This window comes from Xanthomonas sacchari (assembly GCF_024266585.1).
Taxonomy (GTDB): Bacteria; Pseudomonadota; Gammaproteobacteria; order Xanthomonadales; family Xanthomonadaceae; genus Xanthomonas_A; species Xanthomonas_A sacchari_C.
On sequence record NZ_CP100647.1, the window covers coordinates 2,359,689 to 2,383,012 of the forward strand.

19 protein-coding genes are annotated in these 23,324 nt (G+C 70.4%); 11 read left to right on the top strand and 8 right to left on the bottom strand.

The features are described 5' to 3' along the window. Positions 1-380 precede the first annotated feature (380 nt). Positions 381-2,624: a S8 family serine peptidase gene (locus tag NKJ47_RS09660; RefSeq protein ID WP_254461395.1), complete on the top strand. Its 2,244-nt coding sequence runs from the start codon at positions 381-383 to the stop codon at positions 2,622-2,624. Positions 2,625-3,132: 508 nt separating this feature from the next. Here NKJ47_RS09660 and smpB read toward each other — a convergent pair. Further along, positions 3,133-3,636 (bottom strand): SsrA-binding protein SmpB, encoded by a 504-nt coding sequence (gene smpB, locus NKJ47_RS09665; RefSeq protein ID WP_160970445.1) that lies wholly within the window; start codon positions 3,634-3,636, stop codon positions 3,133-3,135. Positions 3,637-3,695: 59 nt separating this feature from the next. On the opposite strand from smpB, the gene NKJ47_RS09670 reads away from it, so the two are divergent. Both NKJ47_RS09670 and NKJ47_RS09675 read left to right on the top strand, forming a co-directional pair. Then, positions 3,696-4,127 (top strand): type II toxin-antitoxin system RatA family toxin, encoded by a 432-nt coding sequence (locus tag NKJ47_RS09670; RefSeq protein WP_254461230.1) that lies wholly within the window; start codon positions 3,696-3,698, stop codon positions 4,125-4,127. A gap of 5 nt (positions 4,128-4,132) precedes the next feature. Further along, positions 4,133-4,387, top strand: a complete 255-nt coding sequence (locus tag NKJ47_RS09675) for an RnfH family protein (RefSeq protein WP_254461231.1) — start codon at positions 4,133-4,135, stop codon at positions 4,385-4,387. 28 nt (positions 4,388-4,415) lie between these two features. Here the strand turns inward: NKJ47_RS09675 and NKJ47_RS09680 are convergent, their stop codons facing one another. Further along, positions 4,416-4,814, bottom strand: a complete 399-nt coding sequence (locus NKJ47_RS09680) for an outer membrane protein assembly factor BamE (protein WP_254461232.1) — start codon at positions 4,812-4,814, stop codon at positions 4,416-4,418. 103 nt (positions 4,815-4,917) lie between these two features. Between NKJ47_RS09680 and fur the strand changes: the two genes are divergently transcribed. Continuing rightward, the gene (fur, locus tag NKJ47_RS09685) at positions 4,918-5,340 is read left to right on the top strand and encodes a ferric iron uptake transcriptional regulator (RefSeq protein WP_026143876.1); all 423 of its coding nucleotides are present in this window, start codon (positions 4,918-4,920) and stop codon (positions 5,338-5,340) included. 568 nt (positions 5,341-5,908) lie between these two features. On the opposite strand, the gene recN is transcribed toward fur, so the two are convergent. Continuing rightward, positions 5,909-7,570, bottom strand: coding sequence for a DNA repair protein RecN (gene recN, locus NKJ47_RS09690; protein ID WP_254461233.1), 1,662 nt, complete (start codon positions 7,568-7,570; stop codon positions 5,909-5,911). 111 nt (positions 7,571-7,681) lie between these two features. Here recN and hrcA point away from each other — a divergent pair, with 111 nt between their 5' ends. The 6 genes from hrcA (at position 7,682) to NKJ47_RS09720 (ending at position 15,224) form a co-directional block, all read left to right on the top strand. Further along, the gene (gene hrcA / locus NKJ47_RS09695; protein ID WP_254461234.1) at positions 7,682-8,740 is read left to right on the top strand and encodes a heat-inducible transcriptional repressor HrcA; all 1,059 of its coding nucleotides are present in this window, start codon (positions 7,682-7,684) and stop codon (positions 8,738-8,740) included. Between the two features lie 169 nt (positions 8,741-8,909). Then, on the top strand, positions 8,910-9,431 hold the full coding sequence (gene grpE, locus NKJ47_RS09700) for a nucleotide exchange factor GrpE (RefSeq protein WP_254461235.1): 522 nt from the start codon (positions 8,910-8,912) through the stop codon (positions 9,429-9,431). Between the two features lie 146 nt (positions 9,432-9,577). Continuing rightward, complete coding sequence (gene dnaK, locus NKJ47_RS09705; RefSeq protein WP_254461236.1) at positions 9,578-11,506, top strand: molecular chaperone DnaK; 1,929 nt, start codon at positions 9,578-9,580, stop codon at positions 11,504-11,506. Positions 11,507-11,656: 150 nt separating this feature from the next. Then, on the top strand, positions 11,657-12,787 hold the full coding sequence (gene dnaJ / locus NKJ47_RS09710; RefSeq protein WP_254461237.1) for a molecular chaperone DnaJ: 1,131 nt from the start codon (positions 11,657-11,659) through the stop codon (positions 12,785-12,787). Between the two features lie 410 nt (positions 12,788-13,197). Next, the gene (gene pdxY, locus NKJ47_RS09715; RefSeq protein ID WP_254461238.1) at positions 13,198-14,115 is read left to right on the top strand and encodes a pyridoxal kinase; all 918 of its coding nucleotides are present in this window, start codon (positions 13,198-13,200) and stop codon (positions 14,113-14,115) included. Then, positions 14,112-15,224, top strand: a complete 1,113-nt coding sequence (locus NKJ47_RS09720) for a prephenate dehydrogenase (RefSeq protein ID WP_254461239.1) — start codon at positions 14,112-14,114, stop codon at positions 15,222-15,224. Before pdxY ends, NKJ47_RS09720 begins: the two co-directional genes overlap by 4 nt. A gap of 273 nt (positions 15,225-15,497) precedes the next feature. On the opposite strand, the gene NKJ47_RS09725 is transcribed toward NKJ47_RS09720, so the two are convergent. From NKJ47_RS09725 to NKJ47_RS09745, 5 genes are all read right to left on the bottom strand, one after another. Beyond that, positions 15,498-15,710, bottom strand: a complete 213-nt coding sequence (locus NKJ47_RS09725) for a hypothetical protein (protein WP_254461240.1) — start codon at positions 15,708-15,710, stop codon at positions 15,498-15,500. 119 nt (positions 15,711-15,829) lie between these two features. Next, a complete protein-coding gene (locus NKJ47_RS09730) occupies positions 15,830-17,596 on the bottom strand; it encodes an ABC transporter transmembrane domain-containing protein (RefSeq protein ID WP_254461241.1) in 1,767 nt (588 codons plus the stop codon). Then, the gene (locus tag NKJ47_RS09735; protein WP_254461242.1) at positions 17,593-18,186 is read right to left on the bottom strand and encodes an IMPACT family protein; all 594 of its coding nucleotides are present in this window, start codon (positions 18,184-18,186) and stop codon (positions 17,593-17,595) included. Before NKJ47_RS09735 ends, NKJ47_RS09730 begins: the two co-directional genes overlap by 4 nt. Before the next feature lie 64 nt (positions 18,187-18,250). Further along, positions 18,251-19,402, bottom strand: a complete 1,152-nt coding sequence (locus NKJ47_RS09740; RefSeq protein WP_254461243.1) for a hypothetical protein — start codon at positions 19,400-19,402, stop codon at positions 18,251-18,253. Next, positions 19,399-19,953, bottom strand: a complete 555-nt coding sequence (locus NKJ47_RS09745; protein ID WP_254461244.1) for an RNA polymerase sigma factor — start codon at positions 19,951-19,953, stop codon at positions 19,399-19,401. The genes NKJ47_RS09740 and NKJ47_RS09745 overlap by 4 nt, the downstream gene beginning before the upstream one ends. A gap of 219 nt (positions 19,954-20,172) precedes the next feature. Between NKJ47_RS09745 and NKJ47_RS09750 the strand changes: the two genes are divergently transcribed. Further along, on the top strand, positions 20,173-23,067 hold the full coding sequence (locus NKJ47_RS09750) for an EAL domain-containing protein (RefSeq protein WP_254461245.1): 2,895 nt from the start codon (positions 20,173-20,175) through the stop codon (positions 23,065-23,067). The last annotated feature ends 257 nt before the right edge of the window (positions 23,068-23,324 follow it).

Below are 23,324 nucleotides of genomic sequence, written 5' to 3' on the forward strand. Positions count from 1 at the left end.
CCAAGACGCCCGTCACGTCCTCCACCCCGGCCCGCGCACAGGCCTCGGCCAAGGCGCAGCCGACATCTGACGGCAAGCCGACGGCGGCGGCCAGGACGGCCGCAAGCGGCGGCGCCGGCGCCAAAACGGCGCAGAAGGCCGCGACGGTATCGGCAGGTGCGTCGACAACGGCGCCTGCATCGGTACCGGCCGCTGCGCCGCCCAGGTCCAACGCCGCGGGTCCCCGCACCGGCCGGCGCGCCGCGGCGGCGCCTGCCGCCACGCCGCCGGCCGACACCGCGCTGCGGCCCAAGGCCACCGGCGCAGGCTCGCTGGCGCAAGGGCGGGCACGCACGGTCGTCTACATCCATGGCATTGGCAATAAGCCGCCGGCCGAGGTGTTGCGCTGCCAGTGGGACCGCGCGTTGTTCGGTCGCGCGATGGGCGAACGCACGCGCATGGCCTACTGGGTCAATCGCGAACGCTATCCGTCGCCGGAGCCGGGCGACTGCCAGGATCAGGACCGCGGCCCGGTGTTGAACCAGGCCGAGCAGCGCGTGCTCAGCGCGCTCGGCCTGGCCCCGCAACTGGCCGATCTGCGCCAGCTCGCCGACACGCTGGCCGCCAGCGACGCCGAGCGTGCGCGGCTGCAGCAACTGCTGGACGAAGTGGAGGCGGTGGCACCGCCTGCGGCGAGCGCCGACGTGCATGCGCAAGGCGTGGTCGACGTGCTCAACCGCGCGCTGCTCAAGTTGATCTCCGCGGCGCTGCTGCAGGATGTGCACGACTTCTTCTTCGTGCCTGCGCGACGTGAGCAGATGCGTGAGAGCCTGCTGCAGCGCATCCGCGCCGGCGGCGGCCCGTTCGTGGTGATCGCGCACAGCCAGGGCTCGCTGATCGCCTACGACGTGCTGCGCGAGCTGCAGCCGCAGGACTGCGAGGTGTCGCTGCTGCTCACGCTCGGCTCGCCGCTGGGGCTGCCGGTGGTGCGCAGCATGTTCAAGGAATGGACCGGCACGCCGAAGTTGCCGTTTCCGGCCTGCGTGGCGCGCTGGGTCAATGTCGCCGAGCGGCGCGACCCGGTGGCACTGGACGCCGATCTCGGCGACGACATCGCCGATGCCGACGGGCGCTTCCACAACATCGCCGGCTCGAAGATCAATCCGGATTGGCAGCACAACCCGCATTCCGCCGCCGGCTACCTGTCCATCCCCGACGTGCGTGCCGAGGTGCGGCGCGCGGTGGGAGTGGGCTTCGATCAGCCGATCGCGCATCCGGTACTGATCAAGGACCTGTCCGACCAGTTGGAGGCGCGCGCGCCGGACTATCGGCACGAAGTGCTGATCGAGCTGGAGCGGTTGTCCGATGCCGGCGATCCGGCGCAGCGCAAGCACGCGCTGATCGCCGCGTTGCGTGCGCTCACCGAGGCCTCCACCGGCCTGCATGGCGAGGCGCTGGATGCGCAGATCGAACTGGAGGACACCCTGCAGCGTTACGTGTCGGCGCGGCTGACCCGGTTCGAGATCGAGAGCCTGCGCGAGCGCTATCGCGACCTCAACCTGAAGCGCCTGTGGCGCGATGCGGGCAAGCGCGCGCTGATCTACCAGTCGCGCAGCACGATCCAGGTGGACGCGGCGCAGGTGGCCTATCGCGCGCTCGGCGCCGGCATCGGCTGGGCGGTGCTGGACAGCGGCATCGCCGCGGCGCATCCGCATTTCCACGCGTCCGGACAGCCGGCGACGGTATTGGCGCAATGGGACTGCACCCAGCGCGGGCGCCCGCGCGCGCTGCGCCCGGGCGAGGCCGGTTTCGACGCGCTCGACGGCAACGGCCACGGCACCCACGTGGCCGGCATCATCGCCGGGCAATGCCAGGCGCCGCTGCCGGGCCTGCCGGCCGCCGCGCCGCTGCAGTTCGCCGGCATGGCGCCGCTGGCCCGGCTCTACGGGCTGAAGGTGCTGGACGACGACGGCAACGGCCGCGACTCGTGGATCATCAAGGGCGTGCAGCAGGTGGCCGAGCTCAACGAGCGCGCCGGCGAACTGGTGGTGCACGGGGTCAACCTGAGCCTGGGCGGCTACTTCGACGCCGAGAGCTATGGTTGCGGCTTCACTCCGCTGTGCAACGAACTGCGCCGGCTCTGGCGGCAGGGCGTGGTGGTGGTGATCGCGGCCGGCAACGACGGCCTGGCCTGGCTGATGCAGGGCGATGGCGAGGCCTACCCGCTGAACCTGGACCTGAGCATCGGCGACCCGGCCAACCTGGAGGAGTCACTGGCGGTGGGCTCGGTGCACAAGAGCAGCCCGCACAGCTACGGCATTTCGTATTTCTCCTCGCGCGGCCCGACCGCCGATGGCCGCTACAAGCCCGATCTGGTCGCACCGGGCGAAAAGATCCTGTCGGCGCACCACGGCTATGTGCTCGAGGATCCGGGCACCTGGATGGTGGAGATGAGCGGCACCAGCATGGCCGCGGCGCATGTGTCCGGGCTGATCGCCGCGTTCCTGTCGGTGCGCCGCGAGTTCATCGGCGCACCGGACCGGGTCAAGCAACTGGTGCTGGCGCAGTGCCTGGACCTGCAGCGCGATCGCTACATGCAGGGCAGCGGGTTGCCGAGCTTGATGCGGATGCTTGGTGGGACGTGAGTGGGGCTGGGAGTGGGGATTTGGGATTGGGGATTCGCAACGGCGGCGCCTCGGCCCGTTTTGTCGGTTCTGTAGGAGCGGCTTCAGCCGCGACGCGGTGAGGCGCGGATTGAGGATTTAGGCGTGGGGATTCGCAACAGCGGTTCCCAGGCCACAATCGTCTTTCATGCGGGAATCTGCTTTCGCCGCCGTGGCTGAATGCCAGCGTGGCGGGATGAGGCCTTGAAACGGGCTGGCGCGCCTTCTGCAACCGGCGCGTCCGCATCGCGGCGAGATTCCCACTTCAGCGCGTCGCGGCTGAAGCCGCTCCCACACGGGCATCGGCGCGCCTGCGACGGGTGAGTCCCGTGCTTGCGGCTGAGCTGGTGCGTCTGGGAACTGCCGTTGCGCGTCCAGTCTCTAATCCCCAGTCCTCGGTCGCGGCTGAGGCCGCTCCTACGGGAGAGACTGGGCGGGCGGGGCAGCCGCCGTTGCGAATCCCCACTCCCGACTCCCCAATCCCCGCCCCTCAGGCATTCTTGTTGTGCCGGCGCATGATCCGCTGCTTGTCGCGGGCCCAGTCGCGGTCCTTGGCCGCATTGCGCTTGTCGTGATCCTGCTTGCCCTTGGCCAGTGCGATCTCGAGCTTGATCTTGTTCTTGCTCCAGTACATCGCGGTGGGCACGAGGGTGTAGCCGTCGCGTTCGACGCGGCCGATCAGCTTGTCGATCTCGTTCCGGTGCAGCAGCAGCTTGCGCGTGCGCCGGTCGTCGGCGACCACATGGGTGGAGGCCTGGATCAACGGGGTGATCTGCGCACCGAACAGGAACAGCTCGCCCTGGCGCACGAAGGCGTAGCTCTCGCCGATGTTGGCGCGGCCGGCGCGGATCGACTTCACCTCCCAGCCCTGCAGGGCCAGGCCCGCCTCGTAGCGGTCCTCCAGGTGGTATTCGTGGCGCGCGCGCTTGTTCAGGGCGATGGTCTTGTTGGCCGCCGCGCCGTTTGCTTTATCCTTGACGGGTTTCTTGCTCATCTTGCTATTGTCTCCGATTCGGGGCCTCCCGAACGTCTTGGTCCCACTTCCCGTCCCGAATGCCTATCATCCGCCGCAGCGCCCTGGTCGAACACGCCGCAACACGCATGTTCGATCTGGTCAACGACGTCGCCGCCTATCCGCGCCGGTTCGCCTGGTGCGATGCGGCCCATATCCTCGAGCAGAGCGACCGCTTCCTGGTGGCGCGGCTGGACCTGGGGCTGGGTTCGTTCCGCACCTGGTTCACCACCGAAAACAGCCTGCAGCGTCCGGATCGCATCGATATGCAGCTGCGCGACGGCCCGTTCAAGCGCCTGCAGGGGCAGTGGACCTTCCAGGGCTTCAACGATCACGCCAGCAAGGTCAGCCTGATGCTCGACTTCGAACCCGCCTCGCGCCTGCTGGGGCCGGCGCTGGCGCTGGGCTTCCAGAGCCTGGCCGATCGCATGGTCAACGACTTCGTGCGCGTGGCCGACCAGGAACCGGGCTAGCCGCGATGCAGGTCGAAGTGGTGCTGGCCTGGCCGGAGCATTTCGTGTCCCGCCGGCTGGAACTGCCTGAGGGGGCGACGGTCGCCGATGCGCTTGCGGCCGCCGCGTTGCCCGGGGCGACGCCGGGTATGCCGTGCGCGGTCTACGGCGAAGTCGCCGCGCCGACGCGGCTGCTGCAGGACGGCGACCGGGTGGAACTGCTCAGGCCGTTGCTGATCGATCCCAAGGACGCCAGGCGACGCCGCGCCAAGCCGCGCTGAGCGGCGGGGCGCGGACGCGGCCGTCGGCTCATTCGCCGCGGCGCTGCTTCTTCTTGTCCTTGGCCAGGTTGCGGCCGAACTGGCGCACGCTGTTCTTGGCCAGCTCTTCGTCCTGGTCCGGGAAGTAATCGCCTTCCCAACGGGTCACCAGGTCGTTGTCGAAGAACACCACGAAATTCTTGATCTCGGTATGGCCCAGCCGGTCCAGACGCTCGGTGGAGGTGTAGTCCCAGCGCTGCGCGTGGAACGGGTCCGGAATCGAGGGGGTGCCCAGCAGCGCATTGACCTGCTGCTTGCTCTGCCCGACCTTGAGCTGCTCCACGGCCGACGGCTCGATCAGATTGCCCTGGTAGATGGGCTGCTTGTAAATGATGCCGCAGCCAGCGGTGGACAGGGCAACAGCGGCGACCAGCAGGAGATTGCGCATCGGGGACAGGGCTGAATGAAATCGCGTCGATGATACACTCCCGGCGACCGCCGCGACCCATTCCCAGGCAGCTGGCGATAAACCAGCTATGAACGGAGACGCCATGGAATCCCACGATCTGCGCAAAGTCGGCCTGAAGGTCACGCACCCCCGGATGCGCATCCTCGAGCTGCTGGAGCAGAAATCGGCGCGGCACCACATGACCGCCGAGGAGATCTACCGGCAGCTGCTGGACCACGGCGACGAGATCGGCCTGGCCACGGTGTACCGGGTGCTGACCCAGTTCGAGGCGGCCGGGCTGGTGCTCAAGCACAACTTCGAGGGCGGCCAGGCGGTGTACGAACTGGACCGTGGCGGCCACCACGACCACATGGTGGACGTGGACACCGGCAAGATCATCGAGTTCGAAAGCGCGGAAATCGAGGAATTGCAGCGCAAGATCGCCGCCGATCACGGCTACGAACTGGAAGAGCACTCCCTGGTGCTGTACGTGCGCAGCAAGCGCCCGAGCGGCAAGAAGGGGTAGTCCTGGCGGCCGGGTGCGCCTGGCCAGCCTGTGCGCCACCGGCGCGGGAGATGCGCTGGGGCTTCGCCGACGGACCCTCACCCCAACCCCTCTCCCGGGGGGAGAGGGGCTTTGGTGCCGCTCGACGGATGGCTTGGTGCACAACGCCGACCTCATGCCGCGGCGATACCGGCTCGGCAGCGGCGCGCATGCGTGGTCTGGCGTCTGAGTGGACTTGGCGGACTGTCGGCTCGCGGCTGAGGCCGCTCTAATCGCTACGGGGCACTCGGCATCCCGCTTCATTGCGGCGGAAGCAGGCGATGAGAGGTGCCCTTCAGTCGCGATGCACCGTGTCGGCCAACCTGCTGGTTGGGAAAAGCGTCGGGACTGAAGTCCCTCCCACAAGGTATCCGCTGGGCGTGTCCTGGGCGCAAGCCGTAGGAGCGGCTTCAGCCGCGCCCTCGCATGCCGATTACGTCCGTCGCAGCCAGGCTGGAGAGACATGTCTGGCCAGCCGGTGTGGCCTCTCCGGGCCGGCGCTAGGGGCAGGGCCGGCCGGCGCCCGCATGGCGCCGTCGGCCCCCGCGTCTCACCCGGCGCTGAGCAGCAGCCGCTTGGCGGCCGCGCGGGCTTCCTTGCTGACCTCGACCCCGCCCAGCATACGCGCCAGTTCTTCCTCGCGCTGGCGCGGCGCCAGCAGTTCCACCGAGCTCTGGGTCATGCCTTCGACCGGTGCCTTGCTGACCCGGTAGTGGGCATGGCCCTGCGCTGCGACCTGCGGCAGGTGGGTCACGCACAGCACCTGGCGCTGCTCGCCGAGCGCGCGCAGTTTCTTGCCGACGATGTCGGCGACGGCGCCGCCGATGCCCGAGTCCACTTCGTCGAAGACCATGGTCGGCACCGCGTCCAGGCCCAGCGCGGCGACCTCGATCGCCAGCGAAATGCGCGACAGTTCGCCGCCGGAGGCGACCTTGCGCAGGGCGCGCGGCGGCTGCCCGGCGTTGGCGGCGACCAGGAACTCGACCCGCTCGGCGCCGGCCGGGTCCGGCCGTTCGCTCTCGTGCGGCTCGAGCTGGATCAGGAAGCGGCCGCCGCCCATGCCCAGTTCGCCGATCAGCGCGGTGGTGTCGCGCGAGAGCGCCTGCGCGCCGCGGTCGCGGGTGGCGGTCAGGGCCGCCGCGGCGTCGCGCCAGGCCTGGGTGGCCTGGGCGATCTCGGCGTCGAGCACGTCCAGCCGCTCGCCGGCACCGCGCAGGCTCTCCACTTCGGCGAGCAGGGCGTCGCGGTGGTCGGCCAGCGCGTCCACCCCGATGCGGTGCTTGCGGGCCAGGTCGTGCAGGCGGCCGAGCCTGCGTTCCATTTCATCGAACTGCGCCGGGTCGGCGTCCAGGTCGTCGCGGACCCGGTCGATCAGCGCCAGTGCTTCCTCCAGCTGGATGCCGGCGCTGTCGATCAGCGCCTGCACCTCGGCCAAGCGCGGGTCGTACTCGCCGACCTTGCCGAGCTCGTGGCGGGTCTGCTGCAGCAGGTCCAGCACGGCCGGCGCCTCGTCGCCGTTGAGCCGCTGCGCCGCGCCCTCGCAGGCGCCGATCAGCGCGGCGGCGTGGGCCTGGCGGCGGTGGTTGGCGTCCAGGGCGGCGATCGCCGCCGGGTCCAAGTCCTCGCGCTGCAGCTCGGCCAGCTGGTGCTGCAGGAACCCGATGCGGTCGCTGACGTCGCCCTGCGCCAGCAGGGTCTCGCGCTCGCTGAGCAGGCCCTGCCAGCGGGCGGCGGCGGCGCGCACCGCGGCGCGCTCGGCGTCGTTGCGGGCGTAGGCGTCGAGCAGGCCGAGCTGGCTGCCGCGCGAGAGCAGGGCCTGGTGTTCGTGCTGGCCGTGGATCTCGACCAGGTGTCCGGCCAGTTCGGCCAGTTGCGACAAGGTCACCGGGCGCCCGTTGATCCAGGCGCGGGAGCCGCCGTCGGCGCGGATCACCCGGCGCAGCTGGCAGTGGTCCTCGTCGTCGAGTTCGTTCTCGCGCAGCCAGGCGCGGGCCGGGGTAGGGGCGACGAACTCGGCCGACAGTTCGGCGCGGTCGGCGCCGTGGCGGACCACGCCGCTGTCGGCGCGCAGCCCGGACAGGAAGCCGAGCGCGTCCACCATCAGCGACTTGCCCGCGCCGGTTTCGCCGGACACCACGGTCATGCCTGGGCCGAATTCCAGTTCGGTGCCGCGGACGACGGCGAAATCCTTGATCGAGAGATGTCTGAGCATGGGGTCTGCTTCCGGGGCCGCGCAACGCTAGCATGCGCGGGTAGGTGGGCCAATGACTTGCCAAGCCGGCGTGCAGCCATTATCTAAGGACCAGTCTCACGGGTTGATTCCATGCGCGCTTCCCAGGTCCATTCCAGCCTCGATCCGCGTGCCCGGCAGCTGCTGCGGACGCTGATCTCGCGCTATATCCGCGACGGCGAGCCGGTCGGCTCGCAGACCCTGGCCCGGCATGCCGGGCTGGACGTGAGCCCGGCGACGATCCGCAACATCCTCGCCGACCTGGAGGACGCCGGCCTGCTCAGCTCGCCGCACACCTCGGCCGGACGCGTGCCCACCGCCACCGGCTACCGGGTGTTCGTCGACAGCCTGGTGCAGATGCGCCCGCCCGCCGAAGGCGAGGTGGCGCGGCTGCGCGCGGAGATGGCCAGCGCCGCCGGTACTCAGGCGCTGCTGGGCAGCGCCTCGGAACTGCTGTCGGCCATGACCCACTTCGTTGGCGTGGTCAGCGCGCCCAAGCGCGAGCAGTTCGCGTTCCGGCATATCGACTTCGTGCCGCTGGACGCGCGGCGGGTGCTGGCGATCCTGGTGTTCGCCGACAACGAGGTGCAGAACCGGGTCATCGAGCCGCGCAAGGCCTACGAACCGGCCGAGCTGGAGCGGGTGGCCAACTATCTGAACCGCCATTTCGCCGGGCGGGCGCTGGCCGACATCCGCGCCAGCCTGCTGCGCGACCTGCGCCATGCGCGCGACGAGATGGAGCAGTTGCTGGCGCACAGCGTCGAGCTGGCCGAGCAGGCGCTGGCCCCGGCCGGCGACGACGTGGTGCTGGCCGGGCAGACCAAGCTGATGGGCGTGCAGGACCTGTCGGACCTGGAGCGGCTGCGCGAGCTGTTCGAGGTCTTCGCCAGCAAGCGCGAGATCCTGCAACTGCTCGAGCGCACCATCCGCGCCCCGGGCGTGCGCATCTTCATCGGCGAGGAGACCGGCATGGTGCCGCTGAAGAGCGTGTCGCTGGTGACCGCCCCGTACATGGCCGGCGGCCAGGTGCTGGGCGTGCTCGGGGTGATCGGCCCCAAGCGCATGGACTACGACCGCGTCATCCCCCTGGTGCAGACCGCCGCCGACGTCCTCGGCGCCCGCCTGGACCCGGCCCCGCCCAGCGACCGCTGACACGGTTCGTGACGCGCCACGGCGCCATCCGCCAGCCCGCGATCCAGCCGCGGCGCGCCATTCCCCATTCCCGATTCCCCATTCCCGGCACTCAGGCGTCTTGAATCCGCCCCGGACGCCCACATAGGTGGTCGGGTAAGGCGGGACGCACCCCGCCAGGGACACGGACATGACGCAAGAGCACCCCGAATTCGATTCCGAACACCTCACCGAGGCGCAGCAGCCCTCGACCGATCCGCTGCAGGCGGAAGTGGAGACGCTGCGCAGCGAGCTGGCGCTGGTCAAGGCCGACGTCCTGCGCGAGCGGGCCGACCTGGAGAACCAGCGCAAGCGCATCGCCCGCGACGTGGAGCAGGCGCGCAAGTTCGCCAACGAGCGCCTGCTCGGCGACCTGTTGCCGGTGTTCGACAGTCTGGACGCGGGGCTGGCCGCGGCCGGCAGCGAGCCCAGCCCGCTGCGCGACGGCCTGGAGCTGACCTACAAGCAGTTGCTGAAGGTCGCCGCCGACAACGGCCTGACCCTGCTGGACCCGACCGGGCAGCTGTTCAACCCGGACCACCACCAGGCGATCAGCCAGGCCGAGGCCGAGGGCGTCGCCCCGGGCCACGTGATCCAGGTGTTCCAGAAGGGCTACCTGCTCAACGAGCGCCTGCTGCGCCCGGCGCTGGTCGTGGTCGCCAAGCACGACTGAGCGGGGCCGCCCGCCCGCGCCTGAACCCGGCGCGGCATGAGTGGAACGCTAGTTTGCGGCGATGGCTTGAATGACCTGCGGCCATCCCTATATCCGAATCAGATCCCGGCACTGGCCGGAAACACGACCTTTCAGGAGTCATCGCAATGGGCAAGATCATCGGCATCGACCTGGGCACCACCAACTCGTGCGTGGCGATCATGGACGGCGGCAAGGCGCGCGTCATCGAGAATTCCGAGGGTGACCGCACCACGCCTTCGATCGTCGCCTACACCAAGGACGGCGAAGTACTGGTGGGCGCCTCGGCCAAGCGCCAGGCTGTCACCAACCCCAAGAACACCTTCTACGCGGTCAAGCGCCTGATCGGCCGCAAGTTCACCGACGCCGAAGTGCAGAAGGACATCGGCCTGGTGCCGTACGGCATTGTCCAGCACGACAACGGCGACGCCTGGGTGGCCACCGCCGACGGCCGCAAGCTGGCGCCGCAGGAAATCTCCGCGCAGGTGCTGGAGAAGATGAAGAAGACCGCCGAGGCGTTCCTGGGCGAGACCGTCACCGAGGCGGTCATCACCGTGCCGGCGTACTTCAACGACAGCCAGCGCCAGGCGACCAAGGACGCCGGCCGCATCGCCGGCCTGGACGTCAAGCGCATCATCAACGAGCCGACCGCGGCCGCGCTGGCCTACGGCCTGGACAAGGCCCAGGGCGGTGACCGCAAGATCGCGGTGTACGACCTGGGCGGCGGCACCTTCGACGTGTCGATCATCGAGATCGCCAACGTCGACGGCGAGAAGCAGTTCGAAGTGCTGGCCACCAACGGCGACACCTTCCTGGGCGGCGAAGACTTCGACAAGCGCGTCATCGACTACCTCGTCGAAGAGTTCAACAAGGACCAGGGCATCGACCTGCGCAAGGATCCGCTGGCGCTGCAGCGCCTGAAGGACGCCGCCGAGCGCGCCAAGATCGAACTGTCGTCCTCGCAGCAGACCGAGGTCAACCTGCCGTACGTCACCGCCGACGCGTCGGGCCCGAAGCACCTCAACATCAAGCTGACCCGGGCCAAGCTCGAGGCGCTGGTGGAGGACCTGGTCAAGCGCACCATCGACCCGTGCCGCACCGCGCTGAACGACGCCGGCCTGCGCGCCAGCGACATCACCGAGGTGATCCTGGTCGGTGGCCAGACCCGCATGCCGAAGGTGCAGCAGGCCGTGGCCGAGTTCTTCGGCAAGGAACCGCGCAAGGACGTCAACCCGGACGAGGCCGTGGCGCTGGGCGCCGCGATCCAGGGCGGCGTGCTGGCCGGCGACGTCAAGGACGTGCTGCTGCTCGACGTGACCCCGCTGAGCCTGGGCATCGAGACCCTGGGCGGCGTGTTCACCAAGATCATCGAGAAGAACACCACCATCCCGACCAAGGCCTCGCAGGTGTTCTCCACCGCCGAGGACAACCAGTCGGCGGTGACCGTGCACGTGCTGCAGGGCGAGCGCGAGCAGGCCCGCTTCAACAAGTCGCTGGCCAAGTTCGACCTGTCCGGCATCGAGCCGGCGCCGCGCGGCCTGCCGCAGGTGGAGGTGTCCTTCGACATCGACGCCAACGGCATCCTGCACGTGTCGGCCAAGGACAAGAAGACCAACAAGGAACAGAAGGTCGAGATCAAGGCCGGTTCCGGCCTGTCGGACGATGAGATCCAGCGGATGGTCGCCGACGCGGAAGCCAACCGCGAGGAAGACAAGAAGTTCCACGAGCTGGTGCAGGCGCGCAACCAGGCCGACGGCCTGATCCACGCCACCCGCAGCGCGATCACCGAGCACGGCAGCAAGGTCGGCGGTGACGTGATCGGCAAGGTCGAGTCGGCGCTGGCGGATCTGGAAACCGCGATGAAGGGCGACGACAAGGGCCAGATCGAGGCCAAGACCAAGGCGCTGGAAGAGGCCGGTCAGTCGCTGTACGCGGCCGCGGCCGCCGGCGAGCAGCAGCCGGGCGGCAACGCCGGCGGCGGCGCGCACGCCTCGGCCCCGTCCGACGACGTGGTGGACGCCGAGTTCACCGAGGTCAAGGACGACAAGAAGGCGTGACCCAGCTGTAGGGAATCGGTTTTCGAAGGAGCGGTGCTCAGGCTCCGCTCCTTCGCCGTTTAAGGTTCCCGGTTTCAACGCCGCTATGACGTATCGCCAAAGGATGCCCGTTTTGAACCATTCCCCATTCTCCACCGCCTATTCCCAGCTATGAGCAAACGCGACTATTACGAAGTGCTGGGTGTGGCCCGCACCGCCAGCGACGACGAGCTGAAGAAGGCCTATCGCCGTTGCGCGATGAAGTACCACCCGGACCGCAATCCCGGCGACCAAGCCGCCGAGGCCGCGTTCAAGGAATGCAAGGAAGCCTACGAGGTGCTGTCCGACGGCAACCGCCGGCGCATGTACGACGCGCACGGCCACGCCGCGTTCGAGCACGGGATGGGCGGCATGGGCGGCGGTCCCGGCGGCCCGGACATGGGCGATATCTTCGGCGACATCTTCGGCAACATCTTCGGCGGGGCCGGCGGTGGCGGGCGTGCGCCGCGGCGTGGCGCCGACATCGGCTACGTGCTGGAGCTGGACCTGGAGGAAGCGGTGGCCGGCATCGAGCGCCGCATCGAGATTCCGACCCTGAGCGAGTGCGAGCACTGCCACGGCAGCGGCTCGGAGGACGGCAAGGTCGAGACCTGCGGCACCTGCCACGGGCGCGGCCAGGTGCGCATCCAGCGCGGCATCTTCGCCATGCAGCAGACCTGCCCGCATTGCGCCGGTCGCGGCCAGATCGTGCAGAACCCGTGCGGCGTGTGCCGCGGCGCCGGGCGCGTGGAAGAGACCAAGGTGCTGTCGGTGAAGATTCCCGCCGGCGTCGACAACGGCGACCGCATCCGCCTTTCGGGCGAGGGCGAGGCCGGTCCGGCCGGTACCCCGCCGGGCGATCTGTACGTGGAAGTGCGGGTGCGCGAGCATGCGATCTTCCAGCGCGACGGCGACGACCTGCACTGCGAGGTGCCGATCCGCATCTCGCAGGCGGCCCTGGGCGACACCGTGCGCGTGGCCACCCTCGGCGGCGAGGCGGAGATCCGCATTCCCGCCGAGACCCAGACCGGCAAGCTGTTCCGCCTGCGCGGCAAGGGCGTGCGCTCGGTGCGCAGCCGCAGCGAAGGCGACCTGTACTGCCGGGTGGTGGTGGAGACGCCGATCAACCTCACCGCCGACCAGCGCAAGCTGCTGGAGCAGTTCGAGTCCACCTTCACCGGCGAGGACGCGCGCAAGCATTCGCCGAAGTCGGCGACCTTCATCGATGGGGTGAAGGGGTTCTGGGATCGGATGACGTCGTAAGGCCGGGATTGGGGATTCGGGATTCGGGATTCGGGATTCGGGATGACAGCCTGCGGCTGCTGAAAGCCGGAATTCGGGATGTTCCAAGCGTTCCTGGTCGCTGCCAGGCTTTTTGTGGGAGGGGCTTCAGCCCCGACGCGTTATCGTCGAACGCGTCGCGGCTGAAGCCGCTCCTACATCGGAATGTTGTGCTGGACTGTTTCGCTCGCTGAGTGCAGCGGCGAATCAGGATCTTCAAGGCTTGATGCGTGGCGATCCACCTGCATCTGGCGTCTTCGTTGCAGGAGCGGCTTCAGCCGCGCCGCTTTCTCGTCGGAGCGTTGCAGCTGAGGCCGTTGTTGCTGAAAGCCCCGCAACACGGCGCATATGCGCGCCTCTGGGCGTGCTTGCGCTGGCGCTACACTACGGCGATGAACGCAGCCGACGCCTCCGCAGACAGTCATCTCATCCATGGCCGCCGCCAGCGGCCCGACGGGCCGACGCCGGTCGATGTCATTTCCGTGCAGTCGCAACTCGTCTACGGCCACGCCGGCAACAGCGCGGCGGTGCCGCCATTGCGCGCGCTGGGCCTGCGCGTGGCCGAAATCCCGACCACGCTGCTGAGCAATGCGCCGTTCTACGCCACGCTGCGCGGCAAGGTGCTGCCGTCGGACTGGTTCGCCGATCTGCTGCTCGGCGCCAGCGAGCGCGGCCTGCCGCAACGCGCGCGCATGCTGGTCTCCGGCTACTTCGGCAGCGTCGGCAATGGCGCGGCCTTCGCCGACTGGCTCGACGCCACGCTGCCGCAGTGCCCGACGCTGCGCTACTGCCTGGACCCGGTGATCGGCGATACGCACACCGGTCCCTACGTGGAGCCGGGCCTGGAAGCGATCTTCGCCGAGCGCCTGTTGCCGCATGCATGGCTGGTGACGCCGAACGCGTTCGAACTCGGCCGCCTGACCGGCATGCCGGCGCTGGCCCAGGACGAGGCGATCGCCGCGGCGCGGGTGTTGCTGGCGCGCGGGCCGCAGTGGGTGCTCGCGCACAGCGTCGGCGGCGATGCCGGGCAACTGGTGACGCTGGCGGTGAGCCGCGACGCGGTCTACCGCTGGGGTTCGCCGTTGCTGCCGGTGGACGTGGCCGGCACCGGCGATGTGCTGATGGCGCTGCTGGTGGCGTTCCTGTTGCGCGGCGAGGCGTTCGAGGCGGCGATCGGCCGCGCCATCGCCGGCGTGCATGCGGCGCTGGAGGCGACCCTGGTCGCGGACGTGGAGGAACTGGACGTGCTGGCGGCGGCGCCGGCGGCGCTGGCCACCCCGCTGCGCTTCGTCGCCGAGCGCCTGGCGTGAGCCTGCGCCCGGTCGTCGGCATCGTCGGCAGCGCCGGTGCCTACGGGCGCTGGCTGGGCCGTTTCTTCCGCGAGCGCATGCAACTGGAGGTGGTCGGCCACGATCCGGCCGACCCGCAGTCGCTGGCGCCGGAGGCGCTGCTGCAACAGGCGCAGGTGCTGATCTTCTCCGCTCCGATCCGCCACACCCCGACGTTGATCGGCGACTACGTGCAGCGCGCCGGCGGCCGCGAGCGCGGCCAGCTGTGGCTGGACGTCACCTCGGTCAAGGCCGGACCGGTGGCGGCGATGCTGGCCTCGCAGGCGGAAGTGGCCGGGCTGCACCCGATGACCGCGCCGCCCAAGTCGCCCACGCTCAAGGGCCGCGTGCTGGTGGTATGCGAGGCGCGCGTGGCGCAGTGGCAGCCCTGGCTGCAGCAGATGTGCGCGGCGCTGGAAGGCGAGTGCGTGCGCACCACGCCCGAGCACCACGACCGGGTGATGGCGTTGGTGCAGGCGATGGTCCACGCCACGCACCTGGCCCAGGCGGGCGTGCTGCGCGCGCATGCGCCGGCGCTGGGGCCGTTGCAGGCCTTGCTGCCGTACCGCTCGGCCTCGTTCGAGCTGGATACCGCGATCATCGCGCGCATCCTGGCCCTGAATCCTGCCATCTACGAGGACATCCAGTTCGGCAATCCGCATGTCGGCGACGTGCTGGACGGCTTGATCGCGCAACTGTCGCGGCTGCGCGCGCAGGTCGGCCGCGGCGACGACGCGGCGCGCGCGCAGTTCCGCGCCGAGTTCCTCGACGCCAACCGGCAGGCGCTGGGCGAGGCGGCGATCGCGCAAGGCAACTACAGCTACGAGCGCGTCGGTTACCTGCTGGCCGATCTGACCGAGCAGGCCGCGCTCAGCGTGTACCTGCCGGAAGACCGCGCCGGCTCGCTGCGCGCGCTGTTGCACGTGTTCGAGCGCCACGGGGTCAACCTGGCCTCGATCCATTCCTCGCGTACCCAGGCGGGGGAGCTGCATTTCCGGCTCGGCTTCGATCCTGCCAGCGACGCGGCGGCGGTGCGCATGGCCGCCGCGGAGATCGACGCCAGCGGGATCGGGCGGGTGCTGGCGGGCTGAGCCGCGCGAGGTTGGTCGATCGCGTGGGTTCGCTGGTTTACGTGGTCGCGGCTTCAGCCGCGACCGCCGCCCCCGAAACGCATCACGCCCGCCTTCCCTGAGTCATCCACAGCCCATGTGGATGGCCACTGCGCAAACATGTGGATAACCGTCGGCGCGCCTTGCGCGGCAAGCCTGTCAAGTGGCCTGGCGAAAAATTGACCAGTCCGCCGCCAGCGCCCCGAACGCCAGCGGCGATGACGGGGCCTCGCGGCGATGCTTGCCGTCGCAGCGCTAGACCGCGGTCAGGGTCAGCTCGCCGCCGGTGGTGACGAACTGTTGGCCGCGGCGGATCAGTTTGCGGCCGTCGGCCAGTTCGTAGCGCAGTCCGCTGTCGTGGTGCGCGTCGTGCTGCGCCTGCTGCTGGCGCGGCGCGTCGTCCTGGAACTCGGTGATCAGATAGGCCTCGCCGTCGGGGCCGAGGGCGGGCAATTGGCGAAAGGACATCGGGAGCCTCCTGTCGAACGCTGCATCGAATGCGGGGCGCCGGAGCGGCGGCCGCGGTGCGTGCGGCCGCAGCGCAGACGCGGTCCGACCGCAGTCCCGCGGTCGTTAGGGCGGCGTGCTCAGTCGATGAACTGCAGCCGAGCAAGCTCCGCGTACAGCCCGCCCTGCGCCAGCAGCTGCGCATGCGTGCCCTGGGCGATGATGCGGCCGTGGTCCATCACCACGATGCGGTCGGCCTTGAGCACGGTGGCCAGGCGATGCGCGATCACCAGGGTGGTGCGCCCGGCCATCAGCCGCTCCACCGCATGCTGCACGGCATGTTCGCTCTGCGCGTCCAGCGCGCTGGTGGCCTCGTCCAGCAGCAGGATCGGCGCGTCCTTGAGCAGGGCGCGGGCGATGGCGATGCGCTGCTGCTGGCCGCCGGACAGGCGTGCGCCGCGTTCGCCCAGTTCGCTGGCGTAGCCGTCGGGCAGTTGCTGCAGGAACGTATCGGCTTCGGCCGCGCGCGCGGCGGCCTCGACCTCGGCCTCGCTGGCCTCGAGCCGGCCGTAGCGGATGTTGTCGGCGGCGCTGGCGGCGAACAGGGTCGGGTGCTGCGGCACCAGTCCGATCGCCGCGCGCAGCTGCGACGGGTCCAGCGTGCGCAGGTCCAGGCCGTCCACCTGCACGCTGCCCGATTGCGGATCGTGGAAGCGCATCAGCAGCGCCAGCACCGTGCTCTTGCCGGCGCCGGACGGGCCGACCAGGGCCACGCTCTCGCCGGGCCGCACGTGCAGGTCGAAGCCGTCCAGCGCCGGGTGATCGGGGCGCTGCGGATAGCGGAAGCTGACGTTGTCGAAGCGCACCTCGCCGCGCAGCGGCTGCGGCAACGCGCACGGCTGCGCCGGCGCCACCACTTCGGGGCGCTCCTGGAACAGCTCGGCGATGCGGCCCATGCCGCCGGCGGCGCGCTGCAGGTCGTTCCAGACCTCGGCCAGCGAGGCCACCGAGCCGCCGCCGAACATCGCGTACAGCACGAACTGGCCGAGTGCGCCGGCGCTCAGTTCGCCGGCGGCGACCTCGTGCGCGCCCGACCACAGCACCAGCACGATGGCGCCGAAGATCAGCACGATGGCCGCGGCGGTGATCATCGCCTGCGCGCCGACCCGGCGCCGCGCCACCGCCACGGTCTGCGCCAGCGCCTCGCCGAAGCGGCCGCGTTCGTAGCCTTCGCGCGCGTACGCCTGCACCGTGCGCACCGCGCCCAGGGTCTCGGCGGCCAGGGTGTTGGCGTCGGCGACGCGGTCCTGGCTGGCGCGCGAGATCTTCTGCAGGCGGCGCGCGCCGAGCACGATCGGCAGCACCGCCAGCGGAATGCCCAGCAGGGTGTAGGCGGCTAGGTGCGGGCTGGTCACGCACAGCATCACCACGCTGCCGATCGCGGTGACCGTGCTGCGCAGCGCCACCGACATGGTGCTGCCGATGACCCCGCGCAGCAGTTCGCTGTCGGCCGACAGGCGCGAGACCAGTTCGCCGCTGCGGTTGCGGTCGTGGAAGCCGGCATGCAGGCCGATCAGGTGCGCGTACAGGCGCTCGCGCAGGTCGGCGACGACCTTCTCGCCGAGCAGCGACACGAAGTAGAAGCGCGTGGCGGTGGCCACCGCCAGCACCAGCGCGACCGCGAACAGCAGGGCGAAGGACTGGTTGATGCGGCTGCTGTCGCTGAAGCCATGGTCGATCATCTGCCGCACCGCCACCGGCAGGCTCAGCGTGGCGCTGGAAGAGATCGCCAGCGCCACCAGCCAGGCGATCAGCAGGCCGCGCCGGCGTCGCACGAACGGCCACAGGGTGCGCAGGCTGCCGAGCCTGCGCAGCGACTTGGCCTGGTCGGCCGACGGGGTGTTCATGCGGGAGCGGGTTCCGAACAGCGGACCCGATTGCGAGTGGCGTCGCGCAGGCGGGTTTTCAAGGCGTCCACCCGATCGCTGGGCAGGCGCAGGCGCAGTTCGGCGCCGCCGGCATCGAAGCGTTCGTCGAGTTTTTCCGCGGCGCAGGCGCCCAGCGCCGCATGCACCGCGCCCAGGTCGTCGAAGCCGCAGTGCAGGGTCAGCAGGCTCAGCGCCAGCAGCGGTTGCCGTGGCGCCAGGCGCAGGCATTCGGCGGCGGTGCCGCCGTAGGCGCGGACCAGGCCGCCGGCACCGAGCTTGATGCCGCCGTACCAGCGCGTCACCACCACCACCACGCGGTCGAAGCCTTGGCCGTCGATCGCCGCCAGAATCGGCCGGCCGGCGGTGCCGGCGGGCTCGCCGTCGTCGCTGGAGCGGTACTCGTCGCCATGGCGGTAGGCCCAGCAATTGTGGGTGGCGTCGGCCACCGAGACCTGCTGCACGAACGCCAGGGCCGCGCCGGCGTCGGCGATCGGCGCGGCGTGGGCCACGAAGCGGCTGTGCTTGATCTCCACGCTGTGGCTGACGGGGTGCGGGAGCGTATCGGGCATCGGCGGCATTGTAGACGACACGCGCCGCCGGCCCGTCGCGGGGCTCGCGTCGGCGCGGTGCGGCTCAGTCCGGCAACAGCGCGCGCAGATCCTCCGGCACCGACCGGTGCGGATGCGCGCGCTGGAAGCGCAGCAGGCTGGCGCGCGCCGCCTCCAGGTCTCCCTGGTCGCGGCGCTCGCGGATCCGCTGCAGCCAGCGGCGCGGCGGCAGGCGCGCATCGGCCTCCGTCGCGGCCGCCAGGGCCGCGGCGGAGGGGGGCGCCGGCGCTGCGGCGGTGGGAGTGGCGGTCGACGTCGACGGGGGCGGTGCATGCGCGTCCGATGCCGCAGACGTCGTGGCCTGGGTGTGCGCGCCAGACGCGGCCCGCTTGGCCTGCATGGTGCTGTCGGTTTGCGCACTGCGCATCAAGCTGTCCTGCGCCGTCGCCGCGCGCAGGGCCATCGTGGCCGGTGCGGCCTGTCGCGTCGTGTCGGGTTCGGCGGAAGGCGCGTCGCGCTCCGCTGCGACTGCCGGCACCGGCGCCGGCGTGGCGGCCGGGGCGGGCGGTGTGGAGGGCGCCACCATGGCCGGTGGCGCGGGAGCCGGCGCCATGCGCTCCGCGGGTGCCGGCTCGCCTGCCTGCGCCTGCGGCGCGCGCTGCGGCGGCGGCGTGGCTGGCGCCTCCGCTGCCATGCGCGCGGAGGCCGTCGCGGTCGGTGCTGCGGTCGTGGCTGCCGCCGGCGCGGCGGCAGGCGGCGCCGCTTCCACAGACGGCGGTGGCGGCGCTGCGCCAGGCGCTGGCGTGGCGTCGGAGGCGGGCGCGACGGCCGGGGCGGGCAGCGCCGCCGGTGCCGGCGCGGAAGGCGCCGGCGGGCGCCCGCGCCAGGCGATGCCGGCCACCAGCACCAGCGAGGCGGCCAGGCCGAGCCAGGTCGGCCAGCGCGAGCGCGAACGTGCCGTGGCGGGGGACGTCGGTGCAGCCACTGCCGAGGCCGAGGTGGAATTGGCGGGCGTTGCCGCCATCGGTGCGGCTGGCGCTGCGGCGGCGTGCGCCCGCGCCCGCTCGGCGGCGCTGCTGGGATATTCCGCGATCTCGGTGGCACCCGGCGCGACCGCCGCGCGCGCGGCAGCCAGGATCGCCGCATCCAGCGACGGCGGTGGCAGCGCCTGCCGGCCCAGGCGCAGACGTTCGGCGAGCGCGCGCTCTTCCGGGGTCAGCGGTTCGTCGGCGCTCATCCGCCCAGCCTCGCGCGCAGTTTGTCCATCGCATAGCGCAGCCGCGACTTGACCGTCTCGCGGCCGACGCCGGTGATCTGCCCGATCTCGTCCAGGCTCAGTTCCTGCTCCAGGCGCAGCAGCAGCACGTCGCGTTGCTCCTCGGGAAGCGCATCCAGCGCCAGTTGCAGCTGGCGCCGTTGTTCGAAGGCGGACAGTTGCCGCTCCGGGGTGTCGGGGTCCTGCACGCGGGCGGTGCGCAGGTCGGCGTCGGCCGGCGCCGGCGGGCGATGCTTGGCCGCGCGCCAATGGTCGCCCAAGCGATTGTGGGCAATGCGCAGCAGCCAGGTGCTGAACGCGGCCTGCGGCTGCCAGTCCAGGCGGGCGGCGATCACCCGCTGCCACACGTCCTGGAACAGTTCTTCGGCCAGCGCGCGATCGCGCAGCTGTCGCAGCAGGTACTGGTACAGGCGGCCGCGGTGGCGCAGATACAGCGTCTCGAACGCGCGCGCATCGCCGGCCGCGTAGGCCAGCATCAGGGCTTCGTCGCTCGCTTCGACCGGGGCGTCCACGGCGGCAAGCCTAAGCGTTCGCCGGGCCGGCGGATAGTCGGGAGGCGCGGGCCGGGGAGTGGGAGCCAAGGGGGGCAGTTCGGACAACATGGGGAGACAAACGCCCATCTCGCCGCTTCGGGGTCGATCGGGCGTCGATCGGTTCATGCAACGGGTATGCTGATGGCGTAGGGCGAGCGTGGAGCCGTTCCGGGGGGCCCTGCAGGAGAGTCGTTGTCGATGCCGTTCAATTCGTCCGCCACCGTCCGCGAAGACTCGTCCGGCGGCCATGCGCCCATGCGCACGGCGCAGGCCTTGTGCGGCCTGCTGCCGCCCGGCAGCGCGGTGGCGATCGGCTGCGGCGACGGCGTGGTCGGGCGCCTGTACGGCGCCAGCGCGGAGGCGCCGGAGTGGCTGCAGGCGCTGGTCGCGCAAGCGCTGGCCGACGCCGGGCCGCTGCCGACGACGCCGGCGGTGCTGCACGTGCACCGCACCGCCGAGGGCGCCTGCGTTGCCATCGGCGCGCAGCTGGCGCAGCCCCTGGACGCGGCGCAACGCGCGGCCTGGTGCGATGCCGCGGTCGCGTTCGGCCTGAACCTGCTCGACACCGAGCGCATGCGCGCGCGCATCGAGGGCCTGGAAAAATCCAAGCAGTTGCAGCAGGCGCTGTACGAGATCGCCGACCTGGCCGGCGCCGATCTGGAAATGCGCCAGATGCTGCAGCGCGTGCATGCGGTGCTGGGATCGTTGATGTACGCGGAGAACTGCTACATCGTCGAGTACGACGAAGACCAGCAAAGCATGCGTTTTCTTTACTTCTGCGATCGCCACGACGATTTCGTCGCCGATCCGCAGCAGACCCACTTCCTGCGCGACATGCCGCAAAGCCTCACCGTCGGCCTGCTGCGCCACGGCCGCGCAGTGCGCGGACCGTCGGAGCAGGTGCGCGAACGCCTGAGGGTCGGCGACAACACCGAGCATGGCCCGGAGAGCCAGGATTGGCTGGGTGTGCCGATGCTGCGCGAGGGCCGTGTGTGCGGCGCCATCGTGGTGCAGGACTACGACCACGCGCTGCGCTACACCGATGCCGACCGTGCGCTGCTGGCCTATGTGGCGCAGCACGTGCAGACCGCGATGGACCGGCGCCACGCGCAGGTGCAGTTGGAGCGGCGCGTGCATCTGCGCACCCAGGAACTGCAGCGCGCCAACCACGACCTGCAGGAGGAGATCCAGGAGCGCAAGCGCGCCGAAACGCTGCAGTTGGCGCTGTTCCGCATTGCCGAGCTGGCGATCCGTTCGGAGAGCCTGCAGCAGTTCTATGCCGAGGTGCATGCCATCGTCGGCGGGCTGATCGATGCGCGCAACCTGTACATCGCCCTGCTGTCCGACGACGCCAAGCACCTGGAGTTCGTCTATTCGGTGGACGAGTACACGCCGTACCGGCCGCAACGGGGCCGTGGTCGCGGCCTGACCGAATACGTGATGCGCATGGGGCATCCGAAGTTGCTCGACGTCGCTTCGATCGACGAGCTGGTGGCGCGGGGGGAGGTACAGGGCTACGGCAGGCGTTCGTACAGCTGGCTGGGCGTGCCGCTGTTCGACGAAGGCGAGGTGGTCGGCGCGATCGTGGTGCAGAGCTACATCGCCAAGGTGCGGTTCACCGAGCACGACCAGCGCCTGCTGACCTTCGTCGCGCACAACGTCGGCAACGGCCTGGCGCGGCAGCGCGCGCAGGAGCGGCTGCGGCAGGCGCACGCGGAGCTGGAACAGCGCGTGGACGAGCGCACCCGCGAACTGGCCGAGGTCAACCAGCAACTGTTGGCGCAGATCGCCGAACGCTGGCGCGCCGAGCAGCGCCTGACCCACCAGGCGTTGCACGATGCGCTGACCGGGCTGCCGAACCGCTCGCATCTGCTGGACCGGCTCAGCGAGGCGATCGCCCGCGCGCGTGGTGGCGGCAAGACCTTCTCCGTGCTGTTCCTGGATCTGGACCGCTTCAAGCTGGTCAACGACAGCATCGGCCACGCCGCCGGCGACGAGATGCTGGTGCAGGTGGCCAAGCGCATCGTTTCCACGATCCGCGGCCAGGACGTGGTGGCGCGCCTGGGCGGCGACGAATTCGCGGTGCTGACGCCGAGCGAGCACGGCCTGGACGGCGCGCGCGAGCTGGCGCGACGCCTGCTGCACGTGCTCGGCCAGCCGATGTGGGTGGCCGGCCGCGAACTGTTCCCGTCCGGCAGCCTGGGGATCGCCGCCTGGCATCCGCGCTACCACAACGGCGAGGAGATGCTGCGCGACGCGGACGCGGCCATGTACCGGGCCAAGGCGCAGACCCAGGACCGCTGCGTGGTGTTCGACGAGGCCATGCGCGAGGCGGCGCTGCGCAGCCTGGATCTCGAGGCCGACCTGCGCCGCGCGATCAACAACCGCGACTTCGAGCCGTTCTATCAGCCGATCGTGCGCCTGCGCGACGGCGAGGTGATCGGCCACGAAGCCCTGTTGCGTTGGCGCCACGAAAGCCGCGGGCTGCTGGTGCCGAGCCAGTTCATCGACCTGGGCGAGGAGAGCGGCCTGATCGAGCAGGTGGACTGGCTGCTGTACGCGCAGGTGATCCGGCGCCTGGCGCAGAGCGAGGGCGGCTACGTCTCGGTCAACGTCTCGCCGCGGCACTTCCGCTCGCCGGATTTCACCGAGCGGCTGTTCGGGCTGATCGACACCGCCGGCGCCGATCCGCGCCGCCTGCGCGTGGAGATCACCGAGGTGGCGCTGCTCGACGACGCCCCGCGCACCCTGACCATCCTGCAGGCGCTGCGCGAGCGTGGCGTGCTGGCGCAACTGGACGATTTCGGTACCGGCTTCTCGGCGCTGTCGTACCTGCACCGCTTCCCGATCTCGGTGCTGAAGATCGACCAGAGCTTCGTCGCCGGCCTGCAGGGCGATGGCGACGGCGGCGCCGGCGCCGGCAGCCATGCGCTGGTACGCGGCATCCTGGCCCTGGCCAGCACCCTGGGCATCGAGACGGTGGGCGAAGGCATCGAGACCGAGCAGCAACTGGCGACCCTGCGCGAACTGGGCTGCGATTACGGACAGGGCTATCTGCTGGGGCGCCCGGCCGCCGCGCCGCAACAGCTCTGAGGCGATCGAACGTGGCGCGGGTCGCGGTGCGCGTGGCGCTTGCTGTCGGCACGTTCCCGTTGGCGGCAGCGCGATGCGTTGCGGCGCGTTTGTTCGATTCGCGCCTCCGTCATCCTCCGACGCTGGAGCGACTGAAGGTTTCGCCATGGCAGCTTATCGTGTAGGAGCGGCTTCAGCGGCGACGGAGCTATACCGGGAACGCCCGTCGCGGCTGAAGCCGCTCCTACACGACACGTCCTGTCGTTGTATGCGGTGAC